Raw genomic sequence first — 24,447 nt, 5'->3', positions numbered from 1 at the left:
GGCAAAGGTGTGGTGGATGCGCAGGGCTCAGTTCACCACGGGCAGATTGATATACGTGCCATCGGCGCCGCCCACGCTGATCTTTTGCGTGGCCCTGACAAAATCGCCCGGCTTGGCATCGATGATCGAGGGCACAAACGTCTGCGGATTGCGGTCATAAAGCGGGAACCAGCTTGACTGGATCTGCACCATGATGCGGTGGCCGGGCAGGAACACGTGGTTGGCGGGCGGCAGCGCAAAGTCATACGTCAGCGCCATATTGGGGGTGATCGGCCTCGCCTGCGACAGGCTTTCGCGATAACGGCCGCGAAAGATGTCCATGCCGACAGCCAGTTCATAGCCGCCCATCGCCTTGTCGCCCGGCACTTCATCGGGATAGACATCGATCAGTTTGACCACCCAGTCGCTGTCGGTGCCGCTGGTCGCGGCGACCAGGTGCACCGTCGGCTGGCCGGCAATCGTCACCGGCCTGTCAAGCACCGGGCCGGTAAAGGTCAGCACGTCGGGACGGCTTGATACCGTGCGCTGGTCGCTGGTCAGCCAGGTCGGCCAGGGGTTGTTGTCATAGCCGACCGCCTTGTTCGGACGCGGCATATAGGTCACCGGATTGGCCGGGTCGGACAGGTAATCCAGCTGCGCGGTCTTGTCGTGCGGGGCAAAGCCCAGCGATTGGTCGGCGCTCAGGTACAGCCTGGTTTCGGCCCTGGCGGTGGGCCAGCCGGGCAGGCGTTGCCACGCGTTGGCGCCCGACTGAAACGCGGTCACGGTCGCCACATCCATCGGCGCGTCATACAGGTAATGCGCCAGGAATGGTGCAAGCACGTGCATGCGCCACCATTTGCCGGTGTCGCTGTCCCACCGCACCGGGCCCAGCGCGTCGGCACGTTCGATTTCCTGTCCGTGAAACCAGGGCCCCATCGACAGGTACAGTTTGCCATCCTTGTCGAGCGGCTTCAACGCGTTCCACACCGCCGGCGCGCCATAGATATCTTCCTGATCCCACAACGAATGCACCAGCATCGTCGGCACGGTCACACCCTCTTTTGCCAGGATTGGTCCATCGCCTGTTCCTGCCAGAACGCGTCATAGGCAGGGTGCGCCTTGATCTTCTGCCAGAAACCGATCTGGTCCAGCCCGTGCGCGCTCGCCGCGGCACCCGCCGAGCCATAGCGCATGAAATGGGTGTACATGTCGGCTTCGGCATATTCATAGACCGCCGAACTGTCGCGCGCGGCCACCTGGTTGTACACGTAATCGTTGCCCAGCATGCGCATCGCGCCGTTGTGGAACCAGTCATCGCCGCGCCAGCCATCGACCATCGGATTCATCGGCACCGCAACTTTCAGCGCCGGATGCGGGTGGACCAGTGCTGCAAGCGCGGTGAACCCGTCATAGCTGATCCCCAGAATGCCGACCCGCCCGTTTGATTCGGGCACGTGCTTCACCAGCCAGTCGATCGTGTCATAGGTGTCGGTGGCATGGTCGACTTTGGTCGGGTTCAGCGATGAGCCCACGAACGGCCGGTTCATCACATAGGCCCCTTCAGAGCCGTATTTGCCGCGCACGTCCTGGATGACGCGGATGTAATGCCCTGCCGACACCACATCGGGCGCGCTGTCATAGCCATCGATCCGCGCGGCCATGTGCGGCGAATGGCCATAGCTGGTCTGTTCCTCGGCGTTGTAGGGCGTGCGGGTCAGCAGCATGGCCGACCCGTGCGCGCCTTTGGGAACCAGGATCACGGTGTGCAGCTTCACCCCGTCGCGCATCGGAATGTCGACCACGCGGCGGTCGAAATCGCGCACATCCCTGGGCTCTTCCAGCTTGGCCGGGCGCTCGTCATAGACCGGGGTCGGCGGCGCAGCCAGCGCCGCGCTGGCCGTGCCGACCAGCAAGGCGGCGCAAATCACAAATTTCGACGTCATCGTAATCCCTCGTCCCAGTTATGCGCCGACGCGTTCAAGCCGGTCGCCGATTATTCCGGTCAGGCGCGACAGTTGCGCCTTCAAAAGACGGTTTTCGGTTTCGATCCGTCCGGCATGCAGCGCGGCCAGCGCCAGCCCCACGTCATGCGCAGCCCGGCCCAGCAGTGCAACCTCGTCGGGCCGATACAGCGCGCCATTGCCCTTCAGGTCAAGCAGCACCAGCCCCGCCAGCACGCCGTGATCGAGCATCGGCAGTGCCAGCACGCCGGGCAGGTCGGTGGCGATGTCGGTCAGATCGAGCGGGGCGCGTTCGGCCCGCATCAGGGCAAACGCGGCATTGTCATCGCGGAAATGCCGGGGCGCCTTGTCCCAGGTGCCTGCCTCGCGGTCGAGCACGCCATCGGTGCGGCGGTAAAGCGCCACGCGCGCCTTTCCGCCAAAGCGCGACAGTTCATCGGCAAAGGCCCGCGCCAGCGCGCCGGTCTCCTCGAAATGCGCAGCCGAGGCGACAAACCGGCGCAAGGCGTCTTCGTTGGCCTGCCAGCGATGAAAGAACAGATGCTCGACGCGTTGTTCGACCGCATCGTGCACCCGGTGAAACGCCAGATAGACCAGCACCGCAGCCCCCGCATCGACCCAGGCGCTGGCCTTGACCAGCTCTTCGGGCAACAGGTGCTCCACGCCCCATTCGATCAGGCCGAAACTGCCGAGCAGGATCGCGCTGAAAGTGGCATAGACCACCGTGCGGTTGAGCGCGAAACCCAGATCGATCACCCTGTGGCGCAACACCGCATAGGCCAGCGCCAGCGGCACCGCGATCTGCAGCAGCAACAGGTTGGTCGCGCCAAGCAACTGCTGCGCGCGGGGGCTGAACTGATTGGTGCCTTCGGTTTCAACGACCCAGATCAGGGCCCCTGCCAGAAACAGGCCGCAGGCCAGCAGCAGGATGGAAAACCGGCTGCGTTCCGCGCCGTAGCTGTCGCACCGGCCGCGCCAGCTCCACCAGCAGGCCAGCACCACGGCAGACACCATGACCGCGGTTCCGGCAATGCGTAGCGGGGGCCAGACCGACCATGCAAACCATTGCTCGCTGCTCAGCAGCACGGCATTGAGGCTCGACAGACCGGTGACAATGACAATCGCAAACCACCACCCGCGCCGGAGTGCTGCGACATGCGTGTGATACAGCACAATCGGAAACAGCATCAGCCCGATCTGACACAAGTCGCAGATCATGATCACGGTCAGCCACACCGGTCTGGCGGGTGATGCCAGCATCCACCACGGCAAGGTGTCGCCGGTAATCCCGCCGATCAACCCGAGCCCGAGCGCAAGGGCGGGCAGACTGCCCCAACCCCGCCACAATACCAGCGCGCCCAGCAACAGCGCGAACACGTTGCCGCCGATGGCTGTCAACCACACCCGCAGCCAGAATTGCTGATCTGTCGGCATCAACGCCTCGACCTGCAACCGCAGCGACCGGACGTGCCCGGCATGGCGCAATGTCAAATCGACGCTGGTGCCCGGCGGGGGATTGCTGGACCTGATCAACGGATCGGCAAAGCGCATCGCATCGCCGACGCCGATGCCCGCGCGCTGCGCGCTGCCACCGCGATCGATGCGATCAATCACCACCCATCCGGGGCTTTGGTCTTCGATGTGATAGCCCACGCCGATGCGCCCGACCTGCGCTTCGCCCAGCAGGCCATAGCGCTCCGCCGAGGCAAAGATTTCTGCGGCACCCACCGCGACCATGGCCAGGCAGAACGCCGCCACAACCGCGCCGCGCCAGCCGTCAAACAGGGTCGATCGCGCTGCTTGTGTCTGCCCCATGCACAATACCCCTGCCGTTTGCACGGCAGGGGTATCAAGCGGGTCAATTCAGTCAATTCGGTAATGAAACCGGATCAAACGCCTACTTCTTGGTGCGCAGTTTCCGATGCGCGCCCAGGTCCAGCACTTCGGACGGGCCACCTTCGTTGTCGAGCAGGCCCAGGCGGCGCGCAACCTCCTGATAGGCTTCTTCTTCGCCACCCAGATCGCGACGAAACCGGTCCTTGTCGAGCTTTTCGCCCGTGGCGATATCCCACAGGCGGCAGCCGTCGGGGCTGATTTCATCGGCCAGGATCACGCGCGCAAAATCGCCGTCCCAGATGCGGCCGAATTCCAGTTTGAAATCGACCAGGCGGATGCCGATCGCCGCAAACATGCCACACATGAAATCGTTGACGCGGATCGCCATCGACGAAATGTCGTGCATTTCCTCGTTGTTGGCCCAGCCAAAGCAGGCGATGTGTTCTTCGGCCACCAACGGGTCGCCCAGCGCATCGTCCTTGTAGTAATATTCGATCAGTGTGTGGGGCAGGGGTTCGCCCTCGGGAATGCCCAGCCGCTTGGAAATCGATCCGGCGGCCACATTGCGCACCACGACCTCGATCGGAATGATCTCGACCTGGCGCACCAGCTGTTCGCGCATGTTGAGCCGGCGGATGAAGTGAGTCGGGATGCCGATATGCGCAAGCCGGGTGAACACATATTCGCTGATGCGATTGTTGATCACGCCCTTGCCGTTGATCGTACCGCGCTTTTGCGCGTTGAACGCGGTGGCATCATCCTTGAAATACTGGATCAGCGTGCCGGGCTCGGGACCTTCGTAAAGGATCTTGGCCTTGCCTTCGTAAATCTGGCGGCGACGGGACATGGGGCATTCTTCCTGTGGCAGCGGGCGTTCACGGTATCGCCTTTTTGAAAGCGACCGCAACGCAAGCCAGTTAAAAAACCCGGCAAAACCGGTGCGCCCGGGGCATGATCGGCACGCACGCACAGCCCGGCCGGGGCTTTCACGAGGCTGGCCCCTTAGGCGAAAACGCGACCTTGCGCAATCGGTCAGGCCCGGGCGCGACATTTACGCCGACTTTTCGAAAAAGCCGAACGGTTTGTGCGGGATTATACCGCTGCTGCGCGATCCCGGTGGGGGATAGATCGCAGGCCATCAAACAGCAAAGGGATCCCCCGCGATGAGCAAAGTTCTTGTCCTGTATTATTCGACGTACGGCCATGTTGAAACCCTGGCCCAGGCCATTGCCGAAGGCGCGCGCGCGACCGGCGCCCAGGTCGACGTGAAGCGTGTGCCCGAAACCGTTCCCGCCGAAATCGCTGCCGCTGCGCATTTCAAGCTGGACCAGCAGGCGCCTGTCGCCACGATTGCCGATCTGGAACATTATGACGCGATCGTGGTGGGCACCGGTACGCGCTTTGGCCGGATCAGCTCGCAGATGGCGGCGTTCCTTGACCAGGCTGGCGGGCTGTGGGCGCGCGGAGCGCTCAACGGCAAAGTGGGCGCGGCATTTACTGCCAGCGGCAGCCAGCACGGCGGCCAGGAAACCACGCTGTTTTCAATCCTGACCAATTTGCTGCATTTCGGTATGACGATCGTCGGTCTCGACTATGGCTTTGCCGGGCAGATGGGCCACGATGAAGTCAAGGGCGGGGCGCCTTATGGCGTGACCACGATTGCCGGCGGCGATGGCAGCCGTCAGCCAAGCGGCGTGGAACTGGACAGCGCGCGCTATCTGGGCAAGCGTGTGGCCGAAACCGCAACCAAGCTGTTCGGCTGAACGCGGTGTGGCGCGGGGGCGTTGCGCCGGGCGCGCCCGTATTCATTTTTCTGATCGCATCACTTTGCCATGGCGCGGGGGCCCCTCGCGCTTTTATGAGGCGGGTTCCAACCACTGCCGGGGACCCTGATCGATGCACCGTGCCGCCACCCTTGCCTTGCTCGAACGCTACTATGCCGCATTCAACGCGGGCGATTGGCAGGGCATGCTCGATTGCCTGGCAGACGACGTGGCGCACGACACCAACCAGGGCAGTCGTCAATCGGGCAAGGCCGCGTTCACCGCGTTTCTGGCGCATATGGAACGATGCTACAAGGAACGGCTTGAAGACGTCGTGCTGATGGCCAGCGACGACGGCACGCGTGCGGCGGCCGAATTCGTCGTTCATGGTGCCTATATCGCCACCGACGAAGGCCTGCCCGAGGCAACCGGCCAGACGTACGTCCTGCCTGCCGGTGCATTCATCGGCGTGGCCGACGGGCGTATCGTGCGCTTGACGATGTATTACAATCTGGCCGACTGGACGGCGCAAGTGGCATGAGCCTTGTCGTTCGTGCGCTGACCGGCGCCGAACTGGCGGCGGCATTGCCTGATCTGGCGGCCTTGCGCATCCGGGTCTTTGCCGAATGGCCTTATCTGTATGATGGCGATGCCGCCTACGAAGCGGACTATCTGAAGGAATTTGCCGCGGCGCCCGATGCGGTGCTGGTGGCGGCATTCGATGGCGCGCGCGTGGTCGGCGCGGCAACGGCGGCACCGATGGTGCACCAGAAGACCGGGTTCCGTGACCCGTTTGCGGCGCGCGGTATCGATGTTGCCCGGCTGTTCTATTTCGGCGAAAGCGTGCTGCTGCCCGACTATCGCGGCCGCGGCGTCGGCCATGCCTTTTTCGACCATCGCGAAGCACACGCCGTGGCATGCGGTGCCAAGGCCGCGTGTTTTGCCGCGGTGATCCGGCCCGACCATCACCCGGCGCGGCCCGCGGGCCATGTTGCGCATGATGCGTTCTGGGCCAAACGCGGCTATGCACCGGTGCAAGGGCTGATCACGCAGCTCGGCTGGAAGGATCACGGCGACGTGGGCGAAACCTTGAAACCCATGCAATACTGGCTGCGGCAATGGTGATTTCACGATGGTGATGTCCGCCTGGCGCGTGGCCGCCGCGCAATATCCGATCGAAGCCCTGGCCGACTGGGACGCCTATGTGGCCAAGCTGTCGCGATGGGTGGCCGATGCTGCGGCAGGCGGCGCGGTGCTGGCGGTGTTTCCCGAATACGCCGCGATGGAACTGGCCAGCCTGGACCCTGCGACAATGGGCGATCTGCAGGGTTCGATCGAAACGGTGTCGGCGCTGTTGCCGCGTGTCGATGCGCTGCACACCGATCTTGCTCGCCGGCACGGCATCTGGATCCTGGCGGGCAGTGCGCCGCGCAAACGGACCGACGGGCAGTTTGTCAACACCGCACGGCTGTTTTCACCCGACGGGCGCGCAGGGCGCCAGGACAAGCTGCTGATGACCCGGTTCGAACGCGAAGAATGGGGCATTGTCGGCGGGCAGGGGATCAACCTGTTTGTCACTCCGCTGGGGCGGCTGGCGGTGCTGATCTGCTATGACAGCGAATTTCCGCTGCTGGCGCGCGCCGCGGTCGAGGCCGGCGCCGAGGTGCTGCTGGTGCCAAGTTGCACCGAGACCATGCACGGATACTGGCGCGTGCGCATCGGCAGCCAGGCGCGCGCGCTCGAAGGGCAATGTTATGCCGTGCATTGCCCGACGGTGGGCGATGTCGACTGGTCGCCCGCGATGGATCACAACCGCGGCGCCGCCGGGATCTATGGCCCGCCCGACCGGCACGCGGGCCAGGGTTTTGCCATGCCCGAAGACGGCGTCCTGGCAATCGGAGACGAATCGGCGGCGCAATGGGTGTTTGCCGATCTGGACCTGAACCACGTTGCCACCTTGCGCGCCGACGGGGGGGTGCTGAACGCACGCGACTGGGTGGAACAGCCGGGTGCCGATCGCCTGCCGCATGTGACCATCGTCGATCTGACCTGAGGAGTTTGCTACCAATGCGCATGGCACGGCGGGACATTCTTGTCGCAGGGGGCGGCCTTGCCGCTGCGCTGCTGGCAGGCCTGAGCACCACGGCCCGGGCGGTGACGCGCCCGGTCAAGCCGGTGGTGCTGGGCCATCGCGGGTGCAGCGCGCTGCGCCCCGAACACACGCTGGGATCGTATGCCAAGGCGATTGCCGATGGCGCCGATTATATCGAACCCGATCTGGTGGTGACCAAGGACGGCGTGCTGGTGGCGCGGCATGAAAACAATATCGCCGAAACCACCGATGTTGCCGCGCACCCCGAATTTGCTGCGCGCAAGACCACCAAGCTGGTCGACGGGGTGTCGCAGACCGGCTGGTTCACCGAAGATTTCACGCTTGACGAATTGCGCACGTTGCGCGCCAGGGAACGGATGGTCGGCGATGGCCTGCGGGTTGAAAGCCATTCCTACGACGGCATGTTCCGCATCCTGACCCTGGCCGAAATCGGCGATTTTCTTGCCGCCGAATCCGCTGCGCGCGGGCGCACCGTGGGCCTTATTCCCGAAATCAAGCATTCGACCTATTTCGCCGGGATCGGCCTGACCATGGAGGACCGGTTCGTTCGCGAACTCAATGCATCGCGGTACCTGAGCAGCGCGCCTGTCATCCTGCAATCCTTCGAGATCGCCAATCTGAAATCGCTGCGCGGCATTCTGGGCGATATGCCCAACGTGCAGTTCATGCAATTGATCGATGACGACGGCTTGCGTCCGGCCGATGTCGCCAAAGCGGGTGGCACGCTGACCTATGGCCAGATGATGACGGCCGACGGGCTTGCCGCGATTGCCGCTTATGCCGACTGGGTCGCGCCGTGGACCCGCCAGTTGATTCCGTTGGGCGCAGGCGACCGGCTGGCCGAACCAAAGGCCGTGATCGCCGATGCGCATCGCTGCGGGCTGCTGGTCGGCTGCTATACATTCCGTCCCGAAAACCAGTACCTGGCTGCCGATTTCCGCAATGATGCAGGCGCCAATGCGCGCAATCCCGAGGGCAGCGTGGCCGAAATCCGTCGCTATGTGGGCGAAGGCCTGGATGGGTTCTTTACCGATGACCCGGCGCTTGGGCGGCGCGCGCTCGACACGGCGGCGGCAACCTGATCGGTTTCTGGCCGCGCTGCCAAAGCACTGGACTTTTCGCCAAATCCTAGGGACATTACGCAATTGGGAGAGGGTGCATATCTGACCGGGTTCGCGTGTCGCATCGGTTAAAGGATCTGCATCCCGCAATGAGCCAAAAAGCTGTTCTGTTCGTATGCCTGGGCAATATCTGCCGGTCCCCCATGGCCGAAGCCGCCCTGCGTGCCGAGGCAGTGGCGCAGGGCCTGGCGCTGACCATCGATTCTGCGGGCACCAGCGGACTTCACGCCGGTGAAGGCGCTGATCCGCGGGCGATTGCCGAGGCGCAGCGCCATGGCATCGATCTGTCGCGACATCGCGCACGGATGGTGACCGAGGACGATTTTATGCATTTCGGGCATATTTTCGCACTCGATCCGCAGAATTTGCGCGATCTGCATCGGCTGGCCCCGCGCCGGCCGCTGGCCAAACTGGGCCTTGTGCTTGATCGCGTGCCGGGGCGTGCCGGCCAGGCGGTGATCGATCCCTATTATGGCGATGCCGACGACTTTGCCGCAGCGTGGGACGATGTCGCCGAAGCGGCCAGGCACATTGTCACCTACCTGTTGCGCTGATCCCGCTCGATGCGCGCCCGCCGGCTTAGCGCGCGCGCGCCGGTGCGGTAGGTTTCGCGAAGGAACCGGCTGGCCGCACTCGCCTCGGCATAGCCCAGGCGGTGCGCCAGCTCGGCCAGGTTGGGTTTGCGCTGATAGGCAAAATAGTCGTCCGCGATGCGCCGCCGCACTGTCCCCAGCACATCCGAAAACGTGACGCCGCGGGTGGCCAGGGCCCGCTGCAATGTGCGGCCGCCGATCCCCAGCCCCGCACAGGCGCGTTCCAGCGTCATGCCGCCGCCCGCCAGGTGCGCGGTGATGAACCGGTCGAGCGGGCGCAGCACGTCATCGCGGCGGCTGGCCCGTGCGGCCTCGAGCTGGCGTTCGAGATAGGCGGTCAGGTGCGCGTTGCCGTTGGCGCTTTCGCGCGTCAGATCGTCCTGGTGCAGCACCAGCGCGGTGCGATCGGCCCCGAACACCAGCGGGCAACGAAACACGCTGCGGTGAAAGCCCAGTTGATCCGGCGCGGGATGGCTGAATTCGATCCGCACCGGGTGCCATTGCTGGCCCAGGATCAGGCGGATCGTCCGCAATTGCAGCGTCAAGGTCAATTCAAGATACTGACTGCCGCCCAACAGCGTCGGCACGGTGACAAACTGCTGCACCGCAATCTCGTCACCTTCAAAGCTGGCCGATGATCCGATCGCCTCGGTTTCGAGATGCAGATACCGCCCGCCCAGCCGCAGCAACTGATCGACCGACGTGCAATGATCCCACAACAGACTGAGCGGGCCATAGCCGTGCAGGTTGCACCACATGGCAAACCCCACCCCCAGGTCACCGCGCCGCGCGGCAATGCCCACGATCTGGAAAATATCGACAATGGCCTGGGCCGAGACCAGCTCGCTGACGCGGGCATCGGCCAGCACCGCCTTGTGTTCGTCGCTCAGGATGGCGTCCAGATCGATCCCGGCGATCCGCGCATAGCGTTCGAATTGCTGCAACGAGGCAGTGTGGGCAAGCGGCAACACCATGGGTTCAGGCGTGATTTGTCATGATACAGGCGCAATTTGTCAAGATTTAAACGATGAATTGACGCAGGACCACACCGCGTTCCTTCGCCCTGGCCGCCCATCCCGGCCATCAGAAGGACCCGTTCAAGCGCGCGAGACAGCGTGTCCAGAAGGAAGAGGAACTATCATGAAAGCCATTTGGCGGGCCGGTTCGGCCCTTGCTGTTGCCGCATCGGTCTATGCAACGCCGGCGCTGGCGGATGCAGCCCCTGCCGCCGATCAGGCGAGCACCGCCCCGCAGTCCGGCCTTCAGGAAATCGTCGTGACCGCGCAGCGCCGTTCGGAAAAGCTGCAGAACGTGCCGATTTCGATCACCGCGGCAAACGCCGATACTTTGGCGACGGCGCGCGTTGAAAATGTGTCGAACATCGGTGCGATCACGCCCAGCGTCACGTTCCGCGTCACCAACATCGCCTCGTCCAGCGCGGATCTGATCATTCGCGGCCTGGGCACTGCCGGGATCAGCCGTTCGTTCGAAGGCTCGGTCGGCGTGTTCATCGATGGGGTCTATCGCACGCGTGCGGCCGCCGCGTTGCAGGATTTCCTCGATATCGACAACTTGCAGGTGTTGCGCGGTGCCCAGGGCACGCTGTTCGGCAAGAACACCACCGCAGGCGCGCTGTTGCTGGCATCGACCAAGCCTTCGACCACCGAAATGGGCGGTTCGTTCGACGGCACCTATGGCAATTTTAACACCTATTCGCTCAAGGGCTCGGTCAATGTGCCGCTGGCCAGCAATCTGGCGGTGCGCGTGTCGGGGCTTGCTTCGGGCACCGACGGGTTCTTCACCGATGTGAACACCGGTCGGCCGGTCGACGGCAACAAGACCCTGGCTGGCAAGGCACAGCTGCTGTGGGAACCGTCGTCATCGGTTACCGTGCGCCTGATCGGTGACTATTCGGCCAGCCATGGCGCATGCTGCTATGCCACGGAACGCGTCGTCGCAGGGCCAACCGCGCCGCTGGTCGATGCGCTGACGCAGGCGATTGGCAACACGCTGCCGTCGACCGATCCGTCGAAGTTCCAGGTGTCGCTCAATTCGCTGGGTTATCAGTCGACCAAGGATGGCGGCGTGACTTTGCTGGTCGATGCCGCGGTGGGTGCGGGCATGCTGAAGTCGGTCACTGCCTATCGCCGGTTCGATGTCGTGCAACTGAACGAAGACGCCGATTTTTCGGGCGCCGACATCCTGCCTTATGACGAGGATTTCCACAGCGTTTTCGCCTCGCAGGAACTGACCTACAACACGCGCATTCCGTCGCTCAACGCCGACGTGGTCGTCGGCGGCTTTGTCTCGTCGGAAAAGCTGAAGTCGGGCCGTTCGCTGTTCAACGGAGTTGAAGCGCAGACCTATTGGGATCGCGTGCTCTACGGCGTGGCCGGGCTGCCCTTCGGTACGGCCGAGGCATCGCCTGGTCTGCTCGATCAGGAATCGATGCATGGTTCGACCGATTCCTATGCGGTGTTTGCGCATGGCGATTTCAAGGTGACCGACCAGTTCAGCGTGATCGGGGGCCTGCGCTATTCGATCGAGCACAAGACCGGGTCGTTCGCGTATGATCACTTCGATCCCAATCCCACGTCGTGGGCGACGCTGCTCAACCTGGGTCCGGCGCCGGCCTATGACCAAAGCCACACCGACAAGGCGGTTTCGGGCACCTTCGGACTGCAATACAAGCTTACCCCCAACGCCATGGGCTATGCCACCTACAACCGCGGCTTCAAGGCCGGCGGAATCAACATGGACGAAAACGCGGCTGGCGGCGTTTTGAACAACGCGGCCTATTTCGGTGCCTTGCCGCCGCAACTGCGATACCTGATTTCGGCGCTGGCCGGGGGGGCTGCACCCGCCGCGCCGCTCGATGCATCATACAAGCCCGAAACGATCAACGCGTTCGAAGTGGGTGCCAAGGTCCAGTATCTTGACCACCGTGCGCGCACCAATATTTCGGTGTTCTACTATGATCTGAAAAACCTGCAGATCGCCCAGTTCGTCGGCCTGCGGTTCACCGTGCTCAATGCCAAATCGGCGGTTGATTACGGCGCCGAAATCGAAAACACGTTCGCCCTGACCAAGGCGATCACGCTGAATGCCGATGCCACCTGGATCCCGCACGCGCAGTATGGCGTCGATCCCAACATCGATCAGCACCTGTCGGGTTCGCGGTTCCGCTTTGCGCCAAAGCTTAGCGCCAACGTCGGCGCCACGCTCGACACGCCGATGACCGACAACGTCGATCTGATCGGGCGGGTGCAGTACCAGTACACCAGCAGCCAGTACAACAACGTCGCGGGCAACAACATCCAGGGCTCGGTCGGTCTGATCAACGCCAATCTGGGCGTGAAAATCGCGCACCGCTACACGCTCGAAGGCTGGGTACAGAACCTGACCAACAAGATCTATCAGTCGCAGGTCTTTGAAACCCCGCTGCAAACAGGCACCCAGAACGCCTATATGGCGCCGCCGCGCACCTTTGGCGTACGTCTGCACGCCACGTTCTGAGCGCGATTTGAAATCAACGGGCCGGCGCGTCTTGCCACGCGCCGGCCCGTTGTCGTTTTGGCGTTCAGGCGGATTCGCGCACGATCAGTTTCGGCGCGAATTGCACCGACTGGGTTTCCACCCCGGCCATCCGGCGCCGCAGCAGATCGACCAGCATGCGCGCGCCGGCCTCGATATCCTGGCGCACGGTGGTCAGCGGCGGCCGGCTCAATCGGGCCAGCACGATATCGTCAAACCCGATCACGGCCATGTCCTCGGGCACGCGAATGCCGAATTCCGCGGCGGCTGCGATAACGCTGATTGCCCCGATGTCGCTGGCGGCGAACACTCCGTCGGGGCGGTGTCCCGCCTCGAAATACGCATGGGCCGACGCGCGACTGCCCTCGGGCGTGATGTGTACGGGGACAAGATCGCAGGCCTGGCGCAGATCGTCGGGCAGGCTGGACAGAAATCCGGCCTGGCGCGCGGCAAATTCCGGGGCCCTGGCATGGCCGAACCAGGCAAGGCGCCGGCATCCGCGCTGCAACAGATGTTTTGCCGCCATCGCCCCGCCGGCATGGTTGTCCGACCCGACCGTGGTGTACAGGTTTTCAGGCGCATAGGCGCCCCACACCACCATCGGCCGGTAATGCGCGGCGATGTGGTTCAGCACCGTTCCCTGATCCGACTGCCCGACCAGGATGATCCCGTCGGTGCGGCCAGACCGCACGAAATCGTCAAGCCACGCAGGGCCTTGCGGTAGCACGCGCGACACCAGCAGGTCATAGCCATGGTCGGTCAGCGCATTGGCAAGATGCGCAAACATTTCGGAAAAGAACGGATCGGACAGGGCTTGCGCGCGTTCATGGCCCAGCGGCAACAGCACGCCCACCGCCCCGGTCCGTCCCAGCCGCAGGTTTTGCGCCGCCACGTTCAGACGGAACCCGTGGTCATCGGCGATCGCGCGAATGCGATCGCGGGTTGACTGGTTCAGCGTGCCCTTGCCGGTCAATGCGCGCGATACGGTCGAAACCGAAACTCCGGCAATGCGCGCCAGGTCGGAAATGCTGCGCACCGGGGATATCACCGAAGTCATCGCGGCGTGCTCCTTTTGGGGACATGACCTTAGCGGGGCCGTTCCTGCACGCAGCGGTCCATCGGACAACGCCAGGCACGCCGTAACGTTACGACATTGTAATAGTCTGCGCAAAGCCGAAAGTTCGGCTTTTTTGCTGCATTACGTTATTGCGATGCCACAACGATCTTCAGGCGGATCACCTTGCCTTTGGTGCCGACATGCACGGCGTCATCGCTCAGCAGGCGGATTTTCAGATTGCGCGCCTGGTCGGGCACGATTTCCAGGCGATAATCCCCCGGTCGGACCTGTTCGATCAGCACGAAACCGTCGCCTTCGCTGCGCGCATGCGCCACCCGACGCCCGTGGGTGTCGATCAGTTGCAGGTTCAGGCCGGCCACGCCGCGCTTGTGACTGCCATCGGCATAGACCGCGGTGCCTTCGATATCGCTCAACTGCTGGATCGCGAAGTCCACCACCGGAATGCGGCCGGGCCGTGCGATCACTTCGACGCCGGCGCGCGTTGGCGCCATTGCGATGTCGGGCAGGCTGGCGGTGTCGATCCGTACCGCGGCACGCGTGCCATCGCCGGTGCCGGTCAACACCGCGTTGCCCTCGGCACCCGCCGTCACATGCTGTGATCCGGTAAAATAGCTGACATTGCCGATAACCGGTTCGCCCGGATCGTACAGGCCGTTGCCGTTTGTGTCGGAAAAGGCGCGCACCGCCACAGCGCCGCTGCTGGACAGGCCCGGCCGCGCCACAAACATCCGCCCGTTCAGCGGATTGCGGCCAAAGCTGAAACCAAGCCGCATGGTAAAGGCATACGCCCGCGACTGCGGCGTGTAGGTCGAATCGAATGACAGCGCAAACGGACCGAACTTGCGCGTGCCCGACAGCCCGGCGGTGGTCTGGCGGGTGGTGAAGGTCTGGTTCAGCGATGCACGCACGGTGGTGCGCGCATCGATGTCATGCGCGACTTCGCCGCCCAGCGACACCAGCACCGGGTGAGGACCCACGGTATAGCTCGCCTCGGCACGGTATTGGGTGTGGCTGCCGGCAAAGGTCGACAGGTCGAACACGCCATTGGTGGTGTGGGTGGTGGGGGCGCCCGGGGTGGCGGTGTCGATATAGTTGATCACGTTGGCGGCCATGACCCGACCGAACGTGACCGTCTGCCGGAACGCTGCCGTGTCGGTGACCTGGCCATTGGCAAAGGTCAGATGTTGCCAGCTGAATGCCAGGGGCACGGTCTTTGGCCCGAAATGCAGCGTTTTGGACAGGTCGAACTCGGTCATCGAGGTCAAGGGCAGATCGCTGGGTGATCGCACTTCGTCGATATAGCCATGGCCATATTCGGCATGGATGGCGACCACGCTGGTGTCGAACACTTTGCCCGCCACCCCTGCCTCGATCGCGGTGGCCCCGCCTGTGCCGACACTGGCATCAAGCTTGGCCGCCCAGCCGGCGATGCCGGTGCGCAGGCCGGCCGAGGTCAGCCAGCGCGCTGTGGTGCCAGGCGTGCCTGTGGTCTGATACAGCGCGCCGCTGCCGACCACGGTGATCGCGCTGGTCAGGCCATATTGCACGGCAAAACCTTCGCGCCAGTCGCCGTAATCGAGCGTGGGCTGAAACCCGGGCTCGGTCGCGTTGATGACGGCCTTGTCCTTTTGCACGGCGAACACGTTGTAGGTGAACGCGCCTTTGGCCAGGCGGCCATCACCCACGCTGATCCGGCGCACTTCCTCGCGGCGCTGCCCCTGGGGCCCGTAGAATACCAGCCTAAACACGTTCAGCCCGAAATCGACCGGGATATGCAGGAATTCGTAATCGCCGTTCACCGCGGTGCCGGTTGATCCCACCAGCGTATCGTTGCGATACAGTTCGACCTCAAAGCCCGAGGGCAGGGGCCCGCGAAAATCCATCGTCTCGAACACCGAGGCGTGTTCCAACGGTTCATTGGTCAGCATCAGACCGCGTCCGGCCACCCCGCGCAGACCGACCGGCATTGACTCGGTGGCAACATCGCCCAGTTCGAATTCGGTCGCCCGCAATGGCCCCAGCAGATGCGCTTCGGGATCGCGGCGGCCCAGTTCCATGCGCGCGGCGACAAGTCCGCTCGTTGATGACAGGCTGGCAAAGAACCGCCCGGTCATGAACAGCACATCGCCCGACGCGCGCAGATCGGTTTCCAGATGGGCCGCAATGCCCTGTGCGCCTGCGGCACGGAGTTCTACCTCGGCAATCGGGGTGTCGATCACATGATAGGGCGTTGGCTGGCGCGGATACGTCTGGGCCGGGGCGCGGCCCCCCAGACTGGTCAGCCGTTCACGCGCGGCGTCGCGCGCCAGGCGCTGTTCGAAGGGAAACGCCTCAAGCGTTTTCACCACCACCGTCTGCGCGCGCAAATCGGTGACGATGCGGATCGGCAGAATGTCCTGCAGCCGGTCGGCCCTGATCCACAATTCGCCGTCATGGGCGACAAAGTCGCCTTTGGGCAGCGGCGCCTCCTTGCCGCCCTGAACGATCGTGCCTGCGCGCAGGTTGATCGAGATCGTCCGGCCGGGCGACAGATACCAGCCATTGGCATAGTGACCGTCGTCGCTGATGCTGATCGGCAGGTCCAGGAACCGCGCCAGATCGCCCATCGGCAGATAGATTCCGCCACGCAGTCCGTGCGCGGTAATCGTGTCGGTCATTTCGCGGTGCTGGGTGCGGATTTCCAGGATCAGCTCGTTGTCGTCGGACAGCACCGGGGCACCGCTGGCAATCGGCTGGCCCGGGCGCGCAAGCTGACCGGGGGATGCCTGCTGCGGGGTGCTGGGCGGAGCGATCGTTTGCGGTGGGCCCGGTTCCGGCCCCGGCGTCGGGCCGGGTGCGGCCAATGCCACGCCCGGACCGGCCGCCATCGGCAGCGCCAGCAGCGCGGTCGCAGAACTGAATCCCGTGCTGCGTTGGCGCGCAGGCAAAGGGCAAGGTATCGGGGAGACGTATCCGTTTGCCCCCGATCGCGTCACGGAACGACGAATTCCTGCCGGACCAGGGTCTTGCCGGGGGCAAAATCATCATCGACATAGCTGACCGTCAGCCTGGTGCCGCGCGCGGTAAACCGCGCATCGACCGACGGATCGATCGGCAGGACAACGCCGCGTTCGTCAACTTCGGGATAGACGCCCACGCCGCGGATCATCGCCACCGGCTTGGGCGCCCCGGGCGCGGTGACGGTAATATCGCCAAATGCCGAGCGCGTGCCGCTGCGCGTGACGATCAGCCGGATCAGCCTTTGCCCGTCAGGCGCGGTCGCCACCGACAGGTCCTTCAGCCCCGCGGTCAGGGTCGTTTCGCCGACACGCACGATCATCGGAATCGAAATGCCGAAGCGCGGCGTGATCCGCACACCGATGCCATTGGTCGCCGGCTTGCCCTTGGTCACCTCGTCGATGGTCAGCCCGTCATCGCCCGGCGGCACCGCGATCACCGACACATGGGTGCGGTATTCACCCGGCGGCAGATCGGGCGAAACCCGCGCCATCAGCCGGACCATCTGCGATTCATTGCCCGGCAACGTGAACCGGTGCGGCGAAAAGCGCACCATTTCGACAGCGCCCTTCAGCCGTGCCAGCGTCGCATCGCCCTGTTTGACCGTGGCCGGTTCGACCAGGCGGCCGTCGGTGGTCATCATCATGTCGGCAATCGAAATCTCGTAGTCGCCGGTGTTGGCGGTCTTGTTGTAGACGCCCACGCTGGCAACCCGGTTGCGATCGTCGATCACCACGCGTTTGGGATAAAGATTGATATCACCCATCCCGCCCACTGCGCCCGACGGGGCCTGGGAATTGGTCGGGCCTTCGCTTTTGGGGGAGTCGGTGGCCGGTGAAGGCGTGCCGGCAGGTTGCGCGCCGCCGGTCGACAGGGTGGCCACTTGCGCGGCTGCAACCGATGGCAATGACACAATCAGCAGGGCGAAACAGGAAAAACCGAACAAGGATGCCGTCCGTGGCACGGTCATGGCAGGTCAACTCCGGTGGAGATGTCCGCAAATAGGCCGAACATCCCGGTTCAGTAATACGCGACGGTTATCGGAAACGTCCCCGTATACTTGCCGATGGCCTGACGCGGCGCAACCGTCAAGGTTGCACCGATGTTGAAAGTTGCTGTGCCGTTGGTTCCGATCTGTCCGCCGGAAAACGAACTGTTGATCGTGAACTGCCCCACCGTCATTGTTGCAGAGCCATTGCTGATCGTCACGGAACTGACTCCGCTGGCTGTAAACAGCGTCCCGGCAAGGCCGGTTACGTTGAAGGTGGCAGCCGACGGCGTGACGGCCTGGGCGATCGCGCGGGCCGTGCCCACATCGCCGGTGGTGGTGATTGTGCCTGACGGTGTCAGGACCAGCGTGCCGCCGGTCACCGGCTGGGCCATCGATCCGAATTGCAGTGGTGCGACAGCGGTCAGCTGGATCGGGGCTGTCACCACGGCGCTGGCGGTTCCGGGCACCACGGTGGTGTTGCCCGAAGCGGCCAGCGCCTGATGGTTTGCCATCATGGCGATACAGGCCAGGATTGCCCTGGATGCACGGAACAACCGGTGCATGGTCTGTTCCCTTTCCGGGGCAGCCTGGCCAGTATGCCTTACTGGTACGTCACCGTGGCGTTGTAGGTGCCGGTATAGCTGCCGGGCGTTTCGGTGCCCGTCACGGTCAAAGTGCCGCCAACGGTAAAGCTGTAGGTGCCGGTCGAGCTGGTGGTGCCCGTGGCCGACGATGCGGCGGTGGTGAAATTCATCGTCTTGGTGCCGTTGGTGATCGTGCCGCTGGTGGTGGTGATGCCGAAATTGCGGCTGTTGTCACCGGTCAGCGAAAACGCGTCGGCCGCGTTGGTCGAACCTGGTACAAAGCCGACATCGCCCGTAACCGACCCGCTGCCACCCGACGTAACCACGACGGTGCCGCCAGCGCCAACCGTGATCTTGCCAAAGTTGAGCGCCGAGCCCGAGGTGTGTGTCAGCACGATCGGTGCGACCACCGTGGCCGAGGCGGTACCGGCTGCTGTCGACGAATTGCCCGAAGCGGCTTTGGCGTCGACAACGCTTCCGAAAGTGGCAGCGATCGCGACGGCTGCCAGAATGCGCTTGGTGTGTGTCATGCGAAATCCCGTCTGTTGCGCGAAGGCCCCCTAGGTGCGTTCGCCAGTTACCCCTTGCCGCAGTGGGTGGAGCGATCCGGGTCTCGAGATGACCGGGCTCGTTGCCCACCGCCTGCCTGCAGTTCGGGTTGCTAAGCCAATATGGTTAACAACAGGTTAGGGTTAACGCGTAAGGGAATTTACAGCATGATTTCGCGCGCCCGATGACGCAGGACGGGGGGCCTGCGCCCCCCGCGCAGCCCGCCCGTGCCCGTGCCCGTGCCCGTGCCCGTGCCCGGATCAGTTGTAGGCCACCGTGGCCGAGTATGTACCCGAATAAAGGCCGCCGGATTCGCCCCCGGCCACCGTCAGTTTGCCACCGACGGTAAAGCTGAAAGTGCCGGTCGTGCTGGTTGAGCCGCTGGTGGACGATGGCGCCGTGGTAAAGGTCATCGTGTTCAACCCGTTGGTCACCGAACCATTGCCCGTGACAATCGTAAAGGTCTGCCGCTTGCCGCCGGTCAGCGTGAACTGATCGGCCGACGGCGCTGACAGGCCGGGCACGAAGGCAACCGTTCTGGTAACGCTGCCAACCCCGCTGGTGCTGACATCGACTCTGCCGCCGGACCCTGTGGTAAATGTGCCAAAACTGAGCGCGGCGCCTGCGGTATGCGACAGCACGATCGGTTTGATCACTTTGCCCGCTGCGGCGCCCGCCGCGTTCGCGGTTTCGCCCGATGCCGCCAGGGCCGGTCCCGCGGGAACCATCCCCGCCAGCAAAGCCAGGCCCGCGGCCGAAGAAAAGCGTGTTTGCATGGATCTGGTCGCCTTTTTGCTGGCGCGCCCGACCGGACTGCGCCGGACCGGAGGGGACGGAACGGGTTGGCCCCGTTCCGTCGGATATCATCCGTTCCCCCGGCGATCGGCGCACCGACCGGTCGTGCAATCAGTCGTAGGCGACAGTGGCGTTGTAGGTGCCCGTATAGGTGCCGGCGACTTCGGTGCCGACCACCGTCAGCGTGCCGCCAACAGTGAACGCTCCGCTGCCGGTCGAATCCAGCTTGCCCGCTGCTGCCGAGGGCACCGTGCTGAAGGCCATCGAGACCGCGCCGTTCGACACCGAGCCGCTGCCCGTGGTGATCGAGAAGTTGCGGTTCAGGTCGCCCTTCACGGTGAACTGGTCAGCGGTTTCCGACGAACCGGGAACCAGGCCCACATCGCCAAGCACGCTGCCCACGCCGGCCGCGGTGACCACCACCGAGCCGCCGCTTCCCACGGTAAAGCTGCCGAAATTCAACGCGGCCGATCCACCGTGCGTCAGCACGATCGGGGCAACCACGGTGGCATTTGCCGTACCGGTGGCCTGCGACGAATTGCCCGAAGCGGCATAGGCGGGCGCCGCGAACGACAGCGCAACAACGGCTGAAAGCAAAATCTTTTTCATGACCAATTCCCCAATCGACTGCCGGGCCGTCCCTTGTGCCTGGCATGGATATTCCCCAAAGGTCGTCGGATGGTCGTGCGTTACTTGCCAAACGATCCGGCGATGCACATTTACTAGTCGGGTGAATTGAAGGATGGCCTAGGATTTATACTTACCCCGGAAAAAATCTTGCTTAAGATATCGCTAAAAATGGCTGCTGCAGACGCGCAGTTTCACGGCCACAATTGCTGATGCGGTAATTTTTAATACATGTTTCGAATTTGTGATCTTGGTCGGTTCACTGTCGTGGAACCGCGACCGGCACTTTTGACATAGGGCCGGTGCCATCGTCCAAATGCGCCAGGTCACGAATTTTGGGTCAGACTTTCAGATGTACGTGACAATCACGGCAAAGCTGGCGCGATACCGTGCCGGGGGCAGATCGGCCGGCAGTGTGATCGTGCCGCCCACCTCGAACCCGTCATTGCCCGAGGCGTCGAGCCTGGGCATGCCGGTTCCGCCGCGGGTGCGCAGTGTCAGCGCGCTGATGGTCAGCGGCGGTGCTGTGCCGCCGATGCCGATGGTCGATCCGGTGGCGGTGACCGTGCCGGGCAACCGGATCGTATAATTGCGCTGCGGTTCGCCCGTCACGGCAAAGCGTGCGGCATGGGCCGATGCGCAATCCGATCCGCTGCACACTGCGCTGGCGCCGCCGGCAAAGCTGGCCCCGCCACTGCCCGGACTGACCGTCGCCGTTCCGCCGACGCCGGGCAGGTGGGTGATCGTGCCGAAATCCATGTCGGCAATGGCCGTGACACTCAGCGGCCGGATCACGGTGGCCATGGCGGTGCCCGATGCGCTTGCCGTGGCGGCCTGCGCATCGGGCACCGCCATGGCCAGCGCCAGCAGCAGCGCGATGCGCATCGGGGCGCGCGATGCGATCATCCCAGCACCGTCGTGACAGTGCTCAGCAGCGTCAACGGAAAGGTCAGGTTGCCGCCGCCGCTGCTGCGGGTGATCGTCAGGGTGCCGCCAATATGGAACGTGACCGAACAGGTGGCGGATACGCAGGCGGGCATGACATAGCTGACCGTCTGACCCGGCTGAAGCGTTGCAACACCAGGCAGGTCGGTGGTGAAGGACGACAGGTTCCCCTGGATTCCGGGGATATTGACCGTGGGGGGGGATGGCAGGCTGAACTGGAAGGTCACCAGCACGCTGAGAAAGGTGCCCGAAGGACGCGTATACGTCAGTGTGAACTCGGCCGGGGTGCTGGCGCTGTCGCCCAGCGGAAACACGCCGTTGCTGCTGGTCGACCCGTCGGGGCTGACAGTGCGCGACCCGCCGCTGGCGGTAACCAGCGTACCGAATGCCAGCGGTTGGATGGCAGTGGCAACGAACGACGCCGGTGTCGCGGCGCGCGCCGGGCCTGCGATCAGGAGCGGTGTTGCCAGCGCAAGCGCACAGATGGTCGAGGTCGGCCCCCGCCACTGTGGACACCGGTTGCGCAACCGGCGAAGCGCGCGCTGAACAAGCATGGTGAAAAATCTACAACGCCTCGTGCGGTGCGGCAAGCAATCGTCAACCCTGGCAGCGTCCGGTTGCGAGACAATGTCGGCGCTGATAGGTAAAATCCCAAGTCATAAAGTAGAGATTGTGTGCAGGGTCCTTGCGGTGGGGCCGTCTGCGCCGTTATGCAAGGTCATGATCATGACGATCGCCAACCGCCCTGTGCAGGAATGACCATGCTGGCCCAACTCGATGTACTTCATGCCGTCGCCGGATTGCTGGTCGGATTTCTGGTCGGGCTGACCGGCGTGGGGGGCGGTTCGCTGATGACGCCGCTGCTCGTGCTGTTGTTCGGGGTCAGTCCGGCAACAGCGGTGGGCACCGATCTGCTGTTTGCCTCGACCACCAAGATTGCCGGAACATTTGTGCATGGCGTCCGCGCCACAGTCGATTGGGTGATCGTGCGCCGGCTGGCCAGCGGCAGCGTGCCGGCGGCGGTCATCACGCTGGTGATCCTGGCACGGCTGGGCCATCCGCCTGCCAAAGCCAATCACACGATCCTGCTGGCGCTGGGCGCGATGCTGATCCTGACCGCGATTGCGACGCTGTTCCAGAAGCAGCTGGCGGCGCTGGCAAAGCGCGCCGATCATCTTGAACCCCGCAAGACCCTGCTGCCCACGGTTGTGCTGGGCGTGGTGCTGGGGGTGGCGGTCACGCTGTCGTCGGTTGGCGCGGGCGCAATCGGGGTTACGGCCTTGCTGCTGCTGTATCCGGCCTTGCGCGTGGCGGGCATTGTCGGCACCGATATTGCCCATGCCGTGCCGCTGACGATGATCGCCGGGCTCGGCCACTGGGTGATCGGCGATGTCAATCTGGCGCTGCTGGTCAATCTGCTGATCGGATCGATCCCCGGGGTGGTGGCAGGCAGCCTGCTGTCGACCCGGTCGCCCGATCATGTGCTGCGCCCGGCGCTGGCGGTCGTGCTGATGATTTCGGGCTACAAGCTGCTCGCCTGACCGGCTATCGCAGCCGGCATGACCGATACCACAGAGACGTTTCCCGGATTCGATGGCGCACCGCTGGCCCTGACCCGACTGGGCAAGGGCAGGCCGGTGGTCCTGCTGCACGGGCTGTTTTCGTCGGCCCACGTCAACTGGGTGCGCTATGGCACCGCGGCGCAGCTGGCGCGGGCGGGCTTTGCCTGTCTGATGCCCGATCTGCGCGCGCATGGCGCCAGTGCGGCGCCGCACGATCCGGCGGCCTATCCGGCCGATGTGCTGGCGCGCGATGCAGCGGCACTGGTGGCGCATCTTGGGCTCGATGACTTTGATCTGGTGGGCTTTTCGCTGGGGTCTCGCACCGCGGCGCGCAGCGTGATCCGCGGCATGGCGCCGCGTCGGCTGGTGCTGGCGGGGATGGGGCTCGAGGGCCTGGCCGGTTGGAACCGGCGGCAGGATTTCTTTCGCGATGTGATCGACCGGTTCGGTACCATCCGCCCCGGCGATCCCGCCTATATGGCGCAGCAATTCCTGAAGACGTCGAACACCGACCGGGTGGCCGTGCGCCTGTTGCTGGGCACGATGGAGGATACCGCGCCCGACGCGCTGGCCGCGATCACCATGCCGACGATGGTGCTGTGCGGCGACAAGGATGATGACAACGGGTCAGCAGACCGGCTGTCCCGGGCATTGCCCCGCGCCACGCGCGTCACCATCCCCGGCACCCATATGAGCAGCGTGACCATGCCGGACATGGGCAACGCCCTGGTGGAATTCCTTGCGCAGGACTGACCGCGCGACAATCGCGACAGGTCGCGATCAAGGGGGATAATCCCTGCTTGCCGCCTGATCGGCTTTATGAGACGTTTCGGGAAGATAAAAAATAACCCGAGGATGTCTTCATGAAGTCGGTGCTTGCCCCGATTGCCTGTCACCTGATTGCGCTGGCGCTTTGCGTCGGTCTGGCGACGCCTGCGCTTGCCGACCCGGCAGACGGGGTGGCCGCGGCCGAACCCGCCAGCGTTGCCGCCGCGCTGAAGGCGGCGGGACACGATGCGGTCGTTACCCGTGATGACAGCGGCGATCCTTTGATCAAGGCCAGCATCGGCGGCTGGGCAACGCAGATCGTGTTTTACGATTGCAACGAAATCACCCATGCCGCGTGCCAGTCGCTGCAATTCAGCGCCAGCTTCATGCCCGAAAAACCCTTCGACGCGACCGCCGCTGCTGCCTTTGTACGCGACAACCGGTTTGGCGCGGTTACCGTCGGTCCTGACCGCTCGGTCAATGTCACCTGGGACGTGATCACCGGGCGCGGCATCGACCCGTCGGTGTTTGCGCTGGTCGTCAAAAGCTATCGCCTGGCGCTCGACACGATCGGCAGCGAGGTGTTCAGCCCCGCCCACCGCCCGCACCTGGCCAGTGCAACCCGGTAATCGATCGAGCCCGACCGGG

Annotated in this window: 24 protein-coding genes; 10 read left to right on the top strand and 14 right to left on the bottom strand. The window is 64.0% G+C overall.

Features of this window, described 5'->3' with window-relative positions; translation table 11 throughout:
* Window positions 1-27: 27 nt before the first annotated feature.
* The 4 genes from G404_RS20975 to purC all read right to left on the bottom strand — a co-directional run bounded on the left by G404_RS20975 (window position 28) and on the right by purC (window position 4,626).
* Window positions 28-1,035, bottom strand: coding sequence for a CocE/NonD family hydrolase (locus G404_RS20975; RefSeq protein WP_342663693.1), 1,008 nt, complete (start codon window positions 1,033-1,035; stop codon window positions 28-30).
* Complete coding sequence (locus tag G404_RS20970; RefSeq protein WP_342663692.1) at window positions 1,032-1,925, bottom strand: CocE/NonD family hydrolase; 894 nt, start codon at window positions 1,923-1,925, stop codon at window positions 1,032-1,034. The genes G404_RS20975 and G404_RS20970 overlap by 4 nt, the downstream gene beginning before the upstream one ends.
* Before the next feature lie 18 nt (window positions 1,926-1,943).
* Window positions 1,944-3,758: a hypothetical protein gene (locus tag G404_RS0104390; protein WP_028640011.1), complete on the bottom strand. Its 1,815-nt coding sequence runs from the start codon at window positions 3,756-3,758 to the stop codon at window positions 1,944-1,946.
* Window positions 3,759-3,840: 82 nt separating this feature from the next.
* Complete coding sequence (gene purC, locus G404_RS0104385; RefSeq protein ID WP_028640010.1) at window positions 3,841-4,626, bottom strand: phosphoribosylaminoimidazolesuccinocarboxamide synthase; 786 nt, start codon at window positions 4,624-4,626, stop codon at window positions 3,841-3,843.
* A 316-nt stretch (window positions 4,627-4,942) separates the two neighbouring features.
* On the opposite strand from purC, the gene wrbA reads away from it, so the two are divergent.
* From wrbA to G404_RS0104355, 6 genes are all read left to right on the top strand, one after another.
* Complete coding sequence (gene wrbA / locus G404_RS0104380) at window positions 4,943-5,542, top strand: NAD(P)H:quinone oxidoreductase (RefSeq protein WP_028640009.1); 600 nt, start codon at window positions 4,943-4,945, stop codon at window positions 5,540-5,542.
* Between the two features lie 133 nt (window positions 5,543-5,675).
* Complete coding sequence (locus tag G404_RS0104375; protein ID WP_028640008.1) at window positions 5,676-6,083, top strand: ketosteroid isomerase-related protein; 408 nt, start codon at window positions 5,676-5,678, stop codon at window positions 6,081-6,083.
* The gene (locus tag G404_RS0104370) at window positions 6,080-6,667 is read left to right on the top strand and encodes a GNAT family N-acetyltransferase (RefSeq protein ID WP_028640007.1); all 588 of its coding nucleotides are present in this window, start codon (window positions 6,080-6,082) and stop codon (window positions 6,665-6,667) included. Before G404_RS0104375 ends, G404_RS0104370 begins: the two co-directional genes overlap by 4 nt.
* A 7-nt stretch (window positions 6,668-6,674) precedes the next feature.
* Entirely contained in the window at window positions 6,675-7,595 is a 921-nt protein-coding gene (locus tag G404_RS0104365) for a carbon-nitrogen hydrolase family protein (RefSeq protein ID WP_028640006.1), read from the top strand.
* A gap of 14 nt (window positions 7,596-7,609) precedes the next feature.
* Window positions 7,610-8,737 carry a glycerophosphodiester phosphodiesterase gene (locus G404_RS0104360; RefSeq protein WP_028640005.1) on the top strand — a complete coding sequence of 376 codons (1,128 nt, stop codon included), beginning with the start codon at window positions 7,610-7,612 and terminating at the stop codon, window positions 8,735-8,737.
* A gap of 128 nt (window positions 8,738-8,865) precedes the next feature.
* Window positions 8,866-9,330, top strand: a complete 465-nt coding sequence (locus tag G404_RS0104355; RefSeq protein ID WP_028640004.1) for a low molecular weight protein-tyrosine-phosphatase — start codon at window positions 8,866-8,868, stop codon at window positions 9,328-9,330.
* Here G404_RS0104355 and G404_RS0104350 read toward each other — a convergent pair.
* Window positions 9,315-10,343 (bottom strand): AraC family transcriptional regulator ligand-binding domain-containing protein, encoded by a 1,029-nt coding sequence (locus G404_RS0104350; RefSeq protein ID WP_028640003.1) that lies wholly within the window; start codon window positions 10,341-10,343, stop codon window positions 9,315-9,317. The genes G404_RS0104355 and G404_RS0104350 overlap by 16 nt on opposite strands.
* Before the next feature lie 166 nt (window positions 10,344-10,509).
* On the opposite strand from G404_RS0104350, the gene G404_RS0104345 reads away from it, so the two are divergent.
* A complete protein-coding gene (locus G404_RS0104345) occupies window positions 10,510-12,885 on the top strand; it encodes a TonB-dependent receptor (RefSeq protein ID WP_028640002.1) in 2,376 nt (791 codons plus the stop codon).
* 64 nt (window positions 12,886-12,949) lie between these two features.
* On the opposite strand, the gene G404_RS0104340 is transcribed toward G404_RS0104345, so the two are convergent.
* From G404_RS0104340 to G404_RS18020, 9 genes are all read right to left on the bottom strand, one after another.
* On the bottom strand, window positions 12,950-13,960 hold the full coding sequence (locus tag G404_RS0104340; protein WP_028640001.1) for a LacI family DNA-binding transcriptional regulator: 1,011 nt from the start codon (window positions 13,958-13,960) through the stop codon (window positions 12,950-12,952).
* Window positions 13,961-14,106: 146 nt separating this feature from the next.
* On the bottom strand, window positions 14,107-16,848 hold the full coding sequence (locus G404_RS0104335) for a hypothetical protein (protein ID WP_051280242.1): 2,742 nt from the start codon (window positions 16,846-16,848) through the stop codon (window positions 14,107-14,109).
* A gap of 104 nt (window positions 16,849-16,952) precedes the next feature.
* Window positions 16,953-17,948 carry a fimbrial biogenesis chaperone gene (locus G404_RS18040; RefSeq protein ID WP_211230728.1) on the bottom strand — a complete coding sequence of 332 codons (996 nt, stop codon included), beginning with the start codon at window positions 17,946-17,948 and terminating at the stop codon, window positions 16,953-16,955.
* 50 nt (window positions 17,949-17,998) lie between these two features.
* Entirely contained in the window at window positions 17,999-18,532 is a 534-nt protein-coding gene (locus tag G404_RS0104325) for a DUF4402 domain-containing protein (protein WP_084601026.1), read from the bottom strand.
* Window positions 18,533-18,570: 38 nt separating this feature from the next.
* Window positions 18,571-19,083, bottom strand: coding sequence for a DUF4402 domain-containing protein (locus G404_RS18035; protein WP_084601024.1), 513 nt, complete (start codon window positions 19,081-19,083; stop codon window positions 18,571-18,573).
* A 279-nt stretch (window positions 19,084-19,362) separates the two neighbouring features.
* A complete protein-coding gene (locus tag G404_RS18030) occupies window positions 19,363-19,878 on the bottom strand; it encodes a DUF4402 domain-containing protein (protein ID WP_084601022.1) in 516 nt (171 codons plus the stop codon).
* 130 nt (window positions 19,879-20,008) lie between these two features.
* A complete protein-coding gene (locus G404_RS18025) occupies window positions 20,009-20,506 on the bottom strand; it encodes a DUF4402 domain-containing protein (RefSeq protein ID WP_051280172.1) in 498 nt (165 codons plus the stop codon).
* A gap of 366 nt (window positions 20,507-20,872) precedes the next feature.
* Window positions 20,873-21,430, bottom strand: a complete 558-nt coding sequence (locus tag G404_RS0104305; protein WP_028639998.1) for a DUF4402 domain-containing protein — start codon at window positions 21,428-21,430, stop codon at window positions 20,873-20,875.
* Window positions 21,427-22,023 carry a DUF4402 domain-containing protein gene (locus G404_RS18020; protein WP_051280171.1) on the bottom strand — a complete coding sequence of 199 codons (597 nt, stop codon included), beginning with the start codon at window positions 22,021-22,023 and terminating at the stop codon, window positions 21,427-21,429. The genes G404_RS0104305 and G404_RS18020 overlap by 4 nt, the downstream gene beginning before the upstream one ends.
* Before the next feature lie 201 nt (window positions 22,024-22,224).
* On the opposite strand from G404_RS18020, the gene G404_RS0104295 reads away from it, so the two are divergent.
* The 3 genes from G404_RS0104295 to G404_RS0104285 all read left to right on the top strand — a co-directional run bounded on the left by G404_RS0104295 (window position 22,225) and on the right by G404_RS0104285 (window position 24,428).
* The gene (locus tag G404_RS0104295) at window positions 22,225-23,010 is read left to right on the top strand and encodes a sulfite exporter TauE/SafE family protein (protein WP_425411614.1); all 786 of its coding nucleotides are present in this window, start codon (window positions 22,225-22,227) and stop codon (window positions 23,008-23,010) included.
* A gap of 18 nt (window positions 23,011-23,028) precedes the next feature.
* Complete coding sequence (locus G404_RS0104290; protein WP_028639996.1) at window positions 23,029-23,784, top strand: alpha/beta fold hydrolase; 756 nt, start codon at window positions 23,029-23,031, stop codon at window positions 23,782-23,784.
* Between the two features lie 110 nt (window positions 23,785-23,894).
* Window positions 23,895-24,428, top strand: a complete 534-nt coding sequence (locus tag G404_RS0104285; RefSeq protein ID WP_028639995.1) for a YbjN domain-containing protein — start codon at window positions 23,895-23,897, stop codon at window positions 24,426-24,428.
* The last annotated feature ends 19 nt before the right edge of the window (window positions 24,429-24,447 follow it).

Origin of the sequence: Novosphingobium acidiphilum DSM 19966 (assembly GCF_000429005.1) — a bacterium.
In the GTDB taxonomy this organism is placed as follows: Bacteria; Pseudomonadota; Alphaproteobacteria; order Sphingomonadales; family Sphingomonadaceae; genus Novosphingobium; species Novosphingobium acidiphilum.
Note: the sequence above shows the minus strand (reverse complement) of the source record. Positions and strands in the feature narration are given on the sequence as shown.

Excerpts from the sequence above, each read along its gene's own strand:
- G404_RS0104390 (WP_028640011.1), bottom strand. The coding sequence starts at position 3,758 with ATGGGGCAGACACAAGCAGCGCGATCGACCCTGTTTGACGGCTGGCGC.
- G404_RS0104350 (WP_028640003.1), bottom strand. The coding sequence starts at position 10,343 with ATGGTGTTGCCGCTTGCCCACACTGCCTCGTTGCAGCAATTCGAACGC.
- G404_RS0104360 (WP_028640005.1), top strand. The coding sequence starts at position 7,610 with ATGCGCATGGCACGGCGGGACATTCTTGTCGCAGGGGGCGGCCTTGCC.
- G404_RS0104375 (WP_028640008.1), top strand. The coding sequence starts at position 5,676 with ATGCACCGTGCCGCCACCCTTGCCTTGCTCGAACGCTACTATGCCGCA.
- wrbA (WP_028640009.1), top strand. The coding sequence starts at position 4,943 with ATGAGCAAAGTTCTTGTCCTGTATTATTCGACGTACGGCCATGTTGAA.
- G404_RS0104325 (WP_084601026.1), bottom strand. The coding sequence starts at position 18,532 with ATGCACCGGTTGTTCCGTGCATCCAGGGCAATCCTGGCCTGTATCGCC.
- G404_RS18020 (WP_051280171.1), bottom strand. The coding sequence starts at position 22,023 with ATGCTTGTTCAGCGCGCGCTTCGCCGGTTGCGCAACCGGTGTCCACAG.
- G404_RS20970 (WP_342663692.1), bottom strand. The coding sequence starts at position 1,925 with ATGACGTCGAAATTTGTGATTTGCGCCGCCTTGCTGGTCGGCACGGCC.
- G404_RS18025 (WP_051280172.1), bottom strand. The coding sequence starts at position 20,506 with ATGAAAAAGATTTTGCTTTCAGCCGTTGTTGCGCTGTCGTTCGCGGCG.
- G404_RS18035 (WP_084601024.1), bottom strand. The coding sequence starts at position 19,083 with ATGACACACACCAAGCGCATTCTGGCAGCCGTCGCGATCGCTGCCACT.
- G404_RS0104340 (WP_028640001.1), bottom strand. The coding sequence starts at position 13,960 with ATGACTTCGGTGATATCCCCGGTGCGCAGCATTTCCGACCTGGCGCGC.
- G404_RS0104335 (WP_051280242.1), bottom strand. The coding sequence starts at position 16,848 with ATGGCGGCCGGTCCGGGCGTGGCATTGGCCGCACCCGGCCCGACGCCG.
- G404_RS0104290 (WP_028639996.1), top strand. The coding sequence starts at position 23,029 with ATGACCGATACCACAGAGACGTTTCCCGGATTCGATGGCGCACCGCTG.
- purC (WP_028640010.1), bottom strand. The coding sequence starts at position 4,626 with ATGTCCCGTCGCCGCCAGATTTACGAAGGCAAGGCCAAGATCCTTTAC.
- G404_RS0104365 (WP_028640006.1), top strand. The coding sequence starts at position 6,675 with ATGGTGATGTCCGCCTGGCGCGTGGCCGCCGCGCAATATCCGATCGAA.
- G404_RS18030 (WP_084601022.1), bottom strand. The coding sequence starts at position 19,878 with ATGCAAACACGCTTTTCTTCGGCCGCGGGCCTGGCTTTGCTGGCGGGG.
- G404_RS0104295 (WP_425411614.1), top strand. The coding sequence starts at position 22,225 with ATGACCATGCTGGCCCAACTCGATGTACTTCATGCCGTCGCCGGATTG.
- G404_RS0104370 (WP_028640007.1), top strand. The coding sequence starts at position 6,080 with ATGAGCCTTGTCGTTCGTGCGCTGACCGGCGCCGAACTGGCGGCGGCA.
- G404_RS18040 (WP_211230728.1), bottom strand. The coding sequence starts at position 17,948 with ATGACCGTGCCACGGACGGCATCCTTGTTCGGTTTTTCCTGTTTCGCC.
- G404_RS0104355 (WP_028640004.1), top strand. The coding sequence starts at position 8,866 with ATGAGCCAAAAAGCTGTTCTGTTCGTATGCCTGGGCAATATCTGCCGG.
- G404_RS0104285 (WP_028639995.1), top strand. The coding sequence starts at position 23,895 with ATGAAGTCGGTGCTTGCCCCGATTGCCTGTCACCTGATTGCGCTGGCG.
- G404_RS0104345 (WP_028640002.1), top strand. The coding sequence starts at position 10,510 with ATGAAAGCCATTTGGCGGGCCGGTTCGGCCCTTGCTGTTGCCGCATCG.
- G404_RS0104305 (WP_028639998.1), bottom strand. The coding sequence starts at position 21,430 with ATGATCGCATCGCGCGCCCCGATGCGCATCGCGCTGCTGCTGGCGCTG.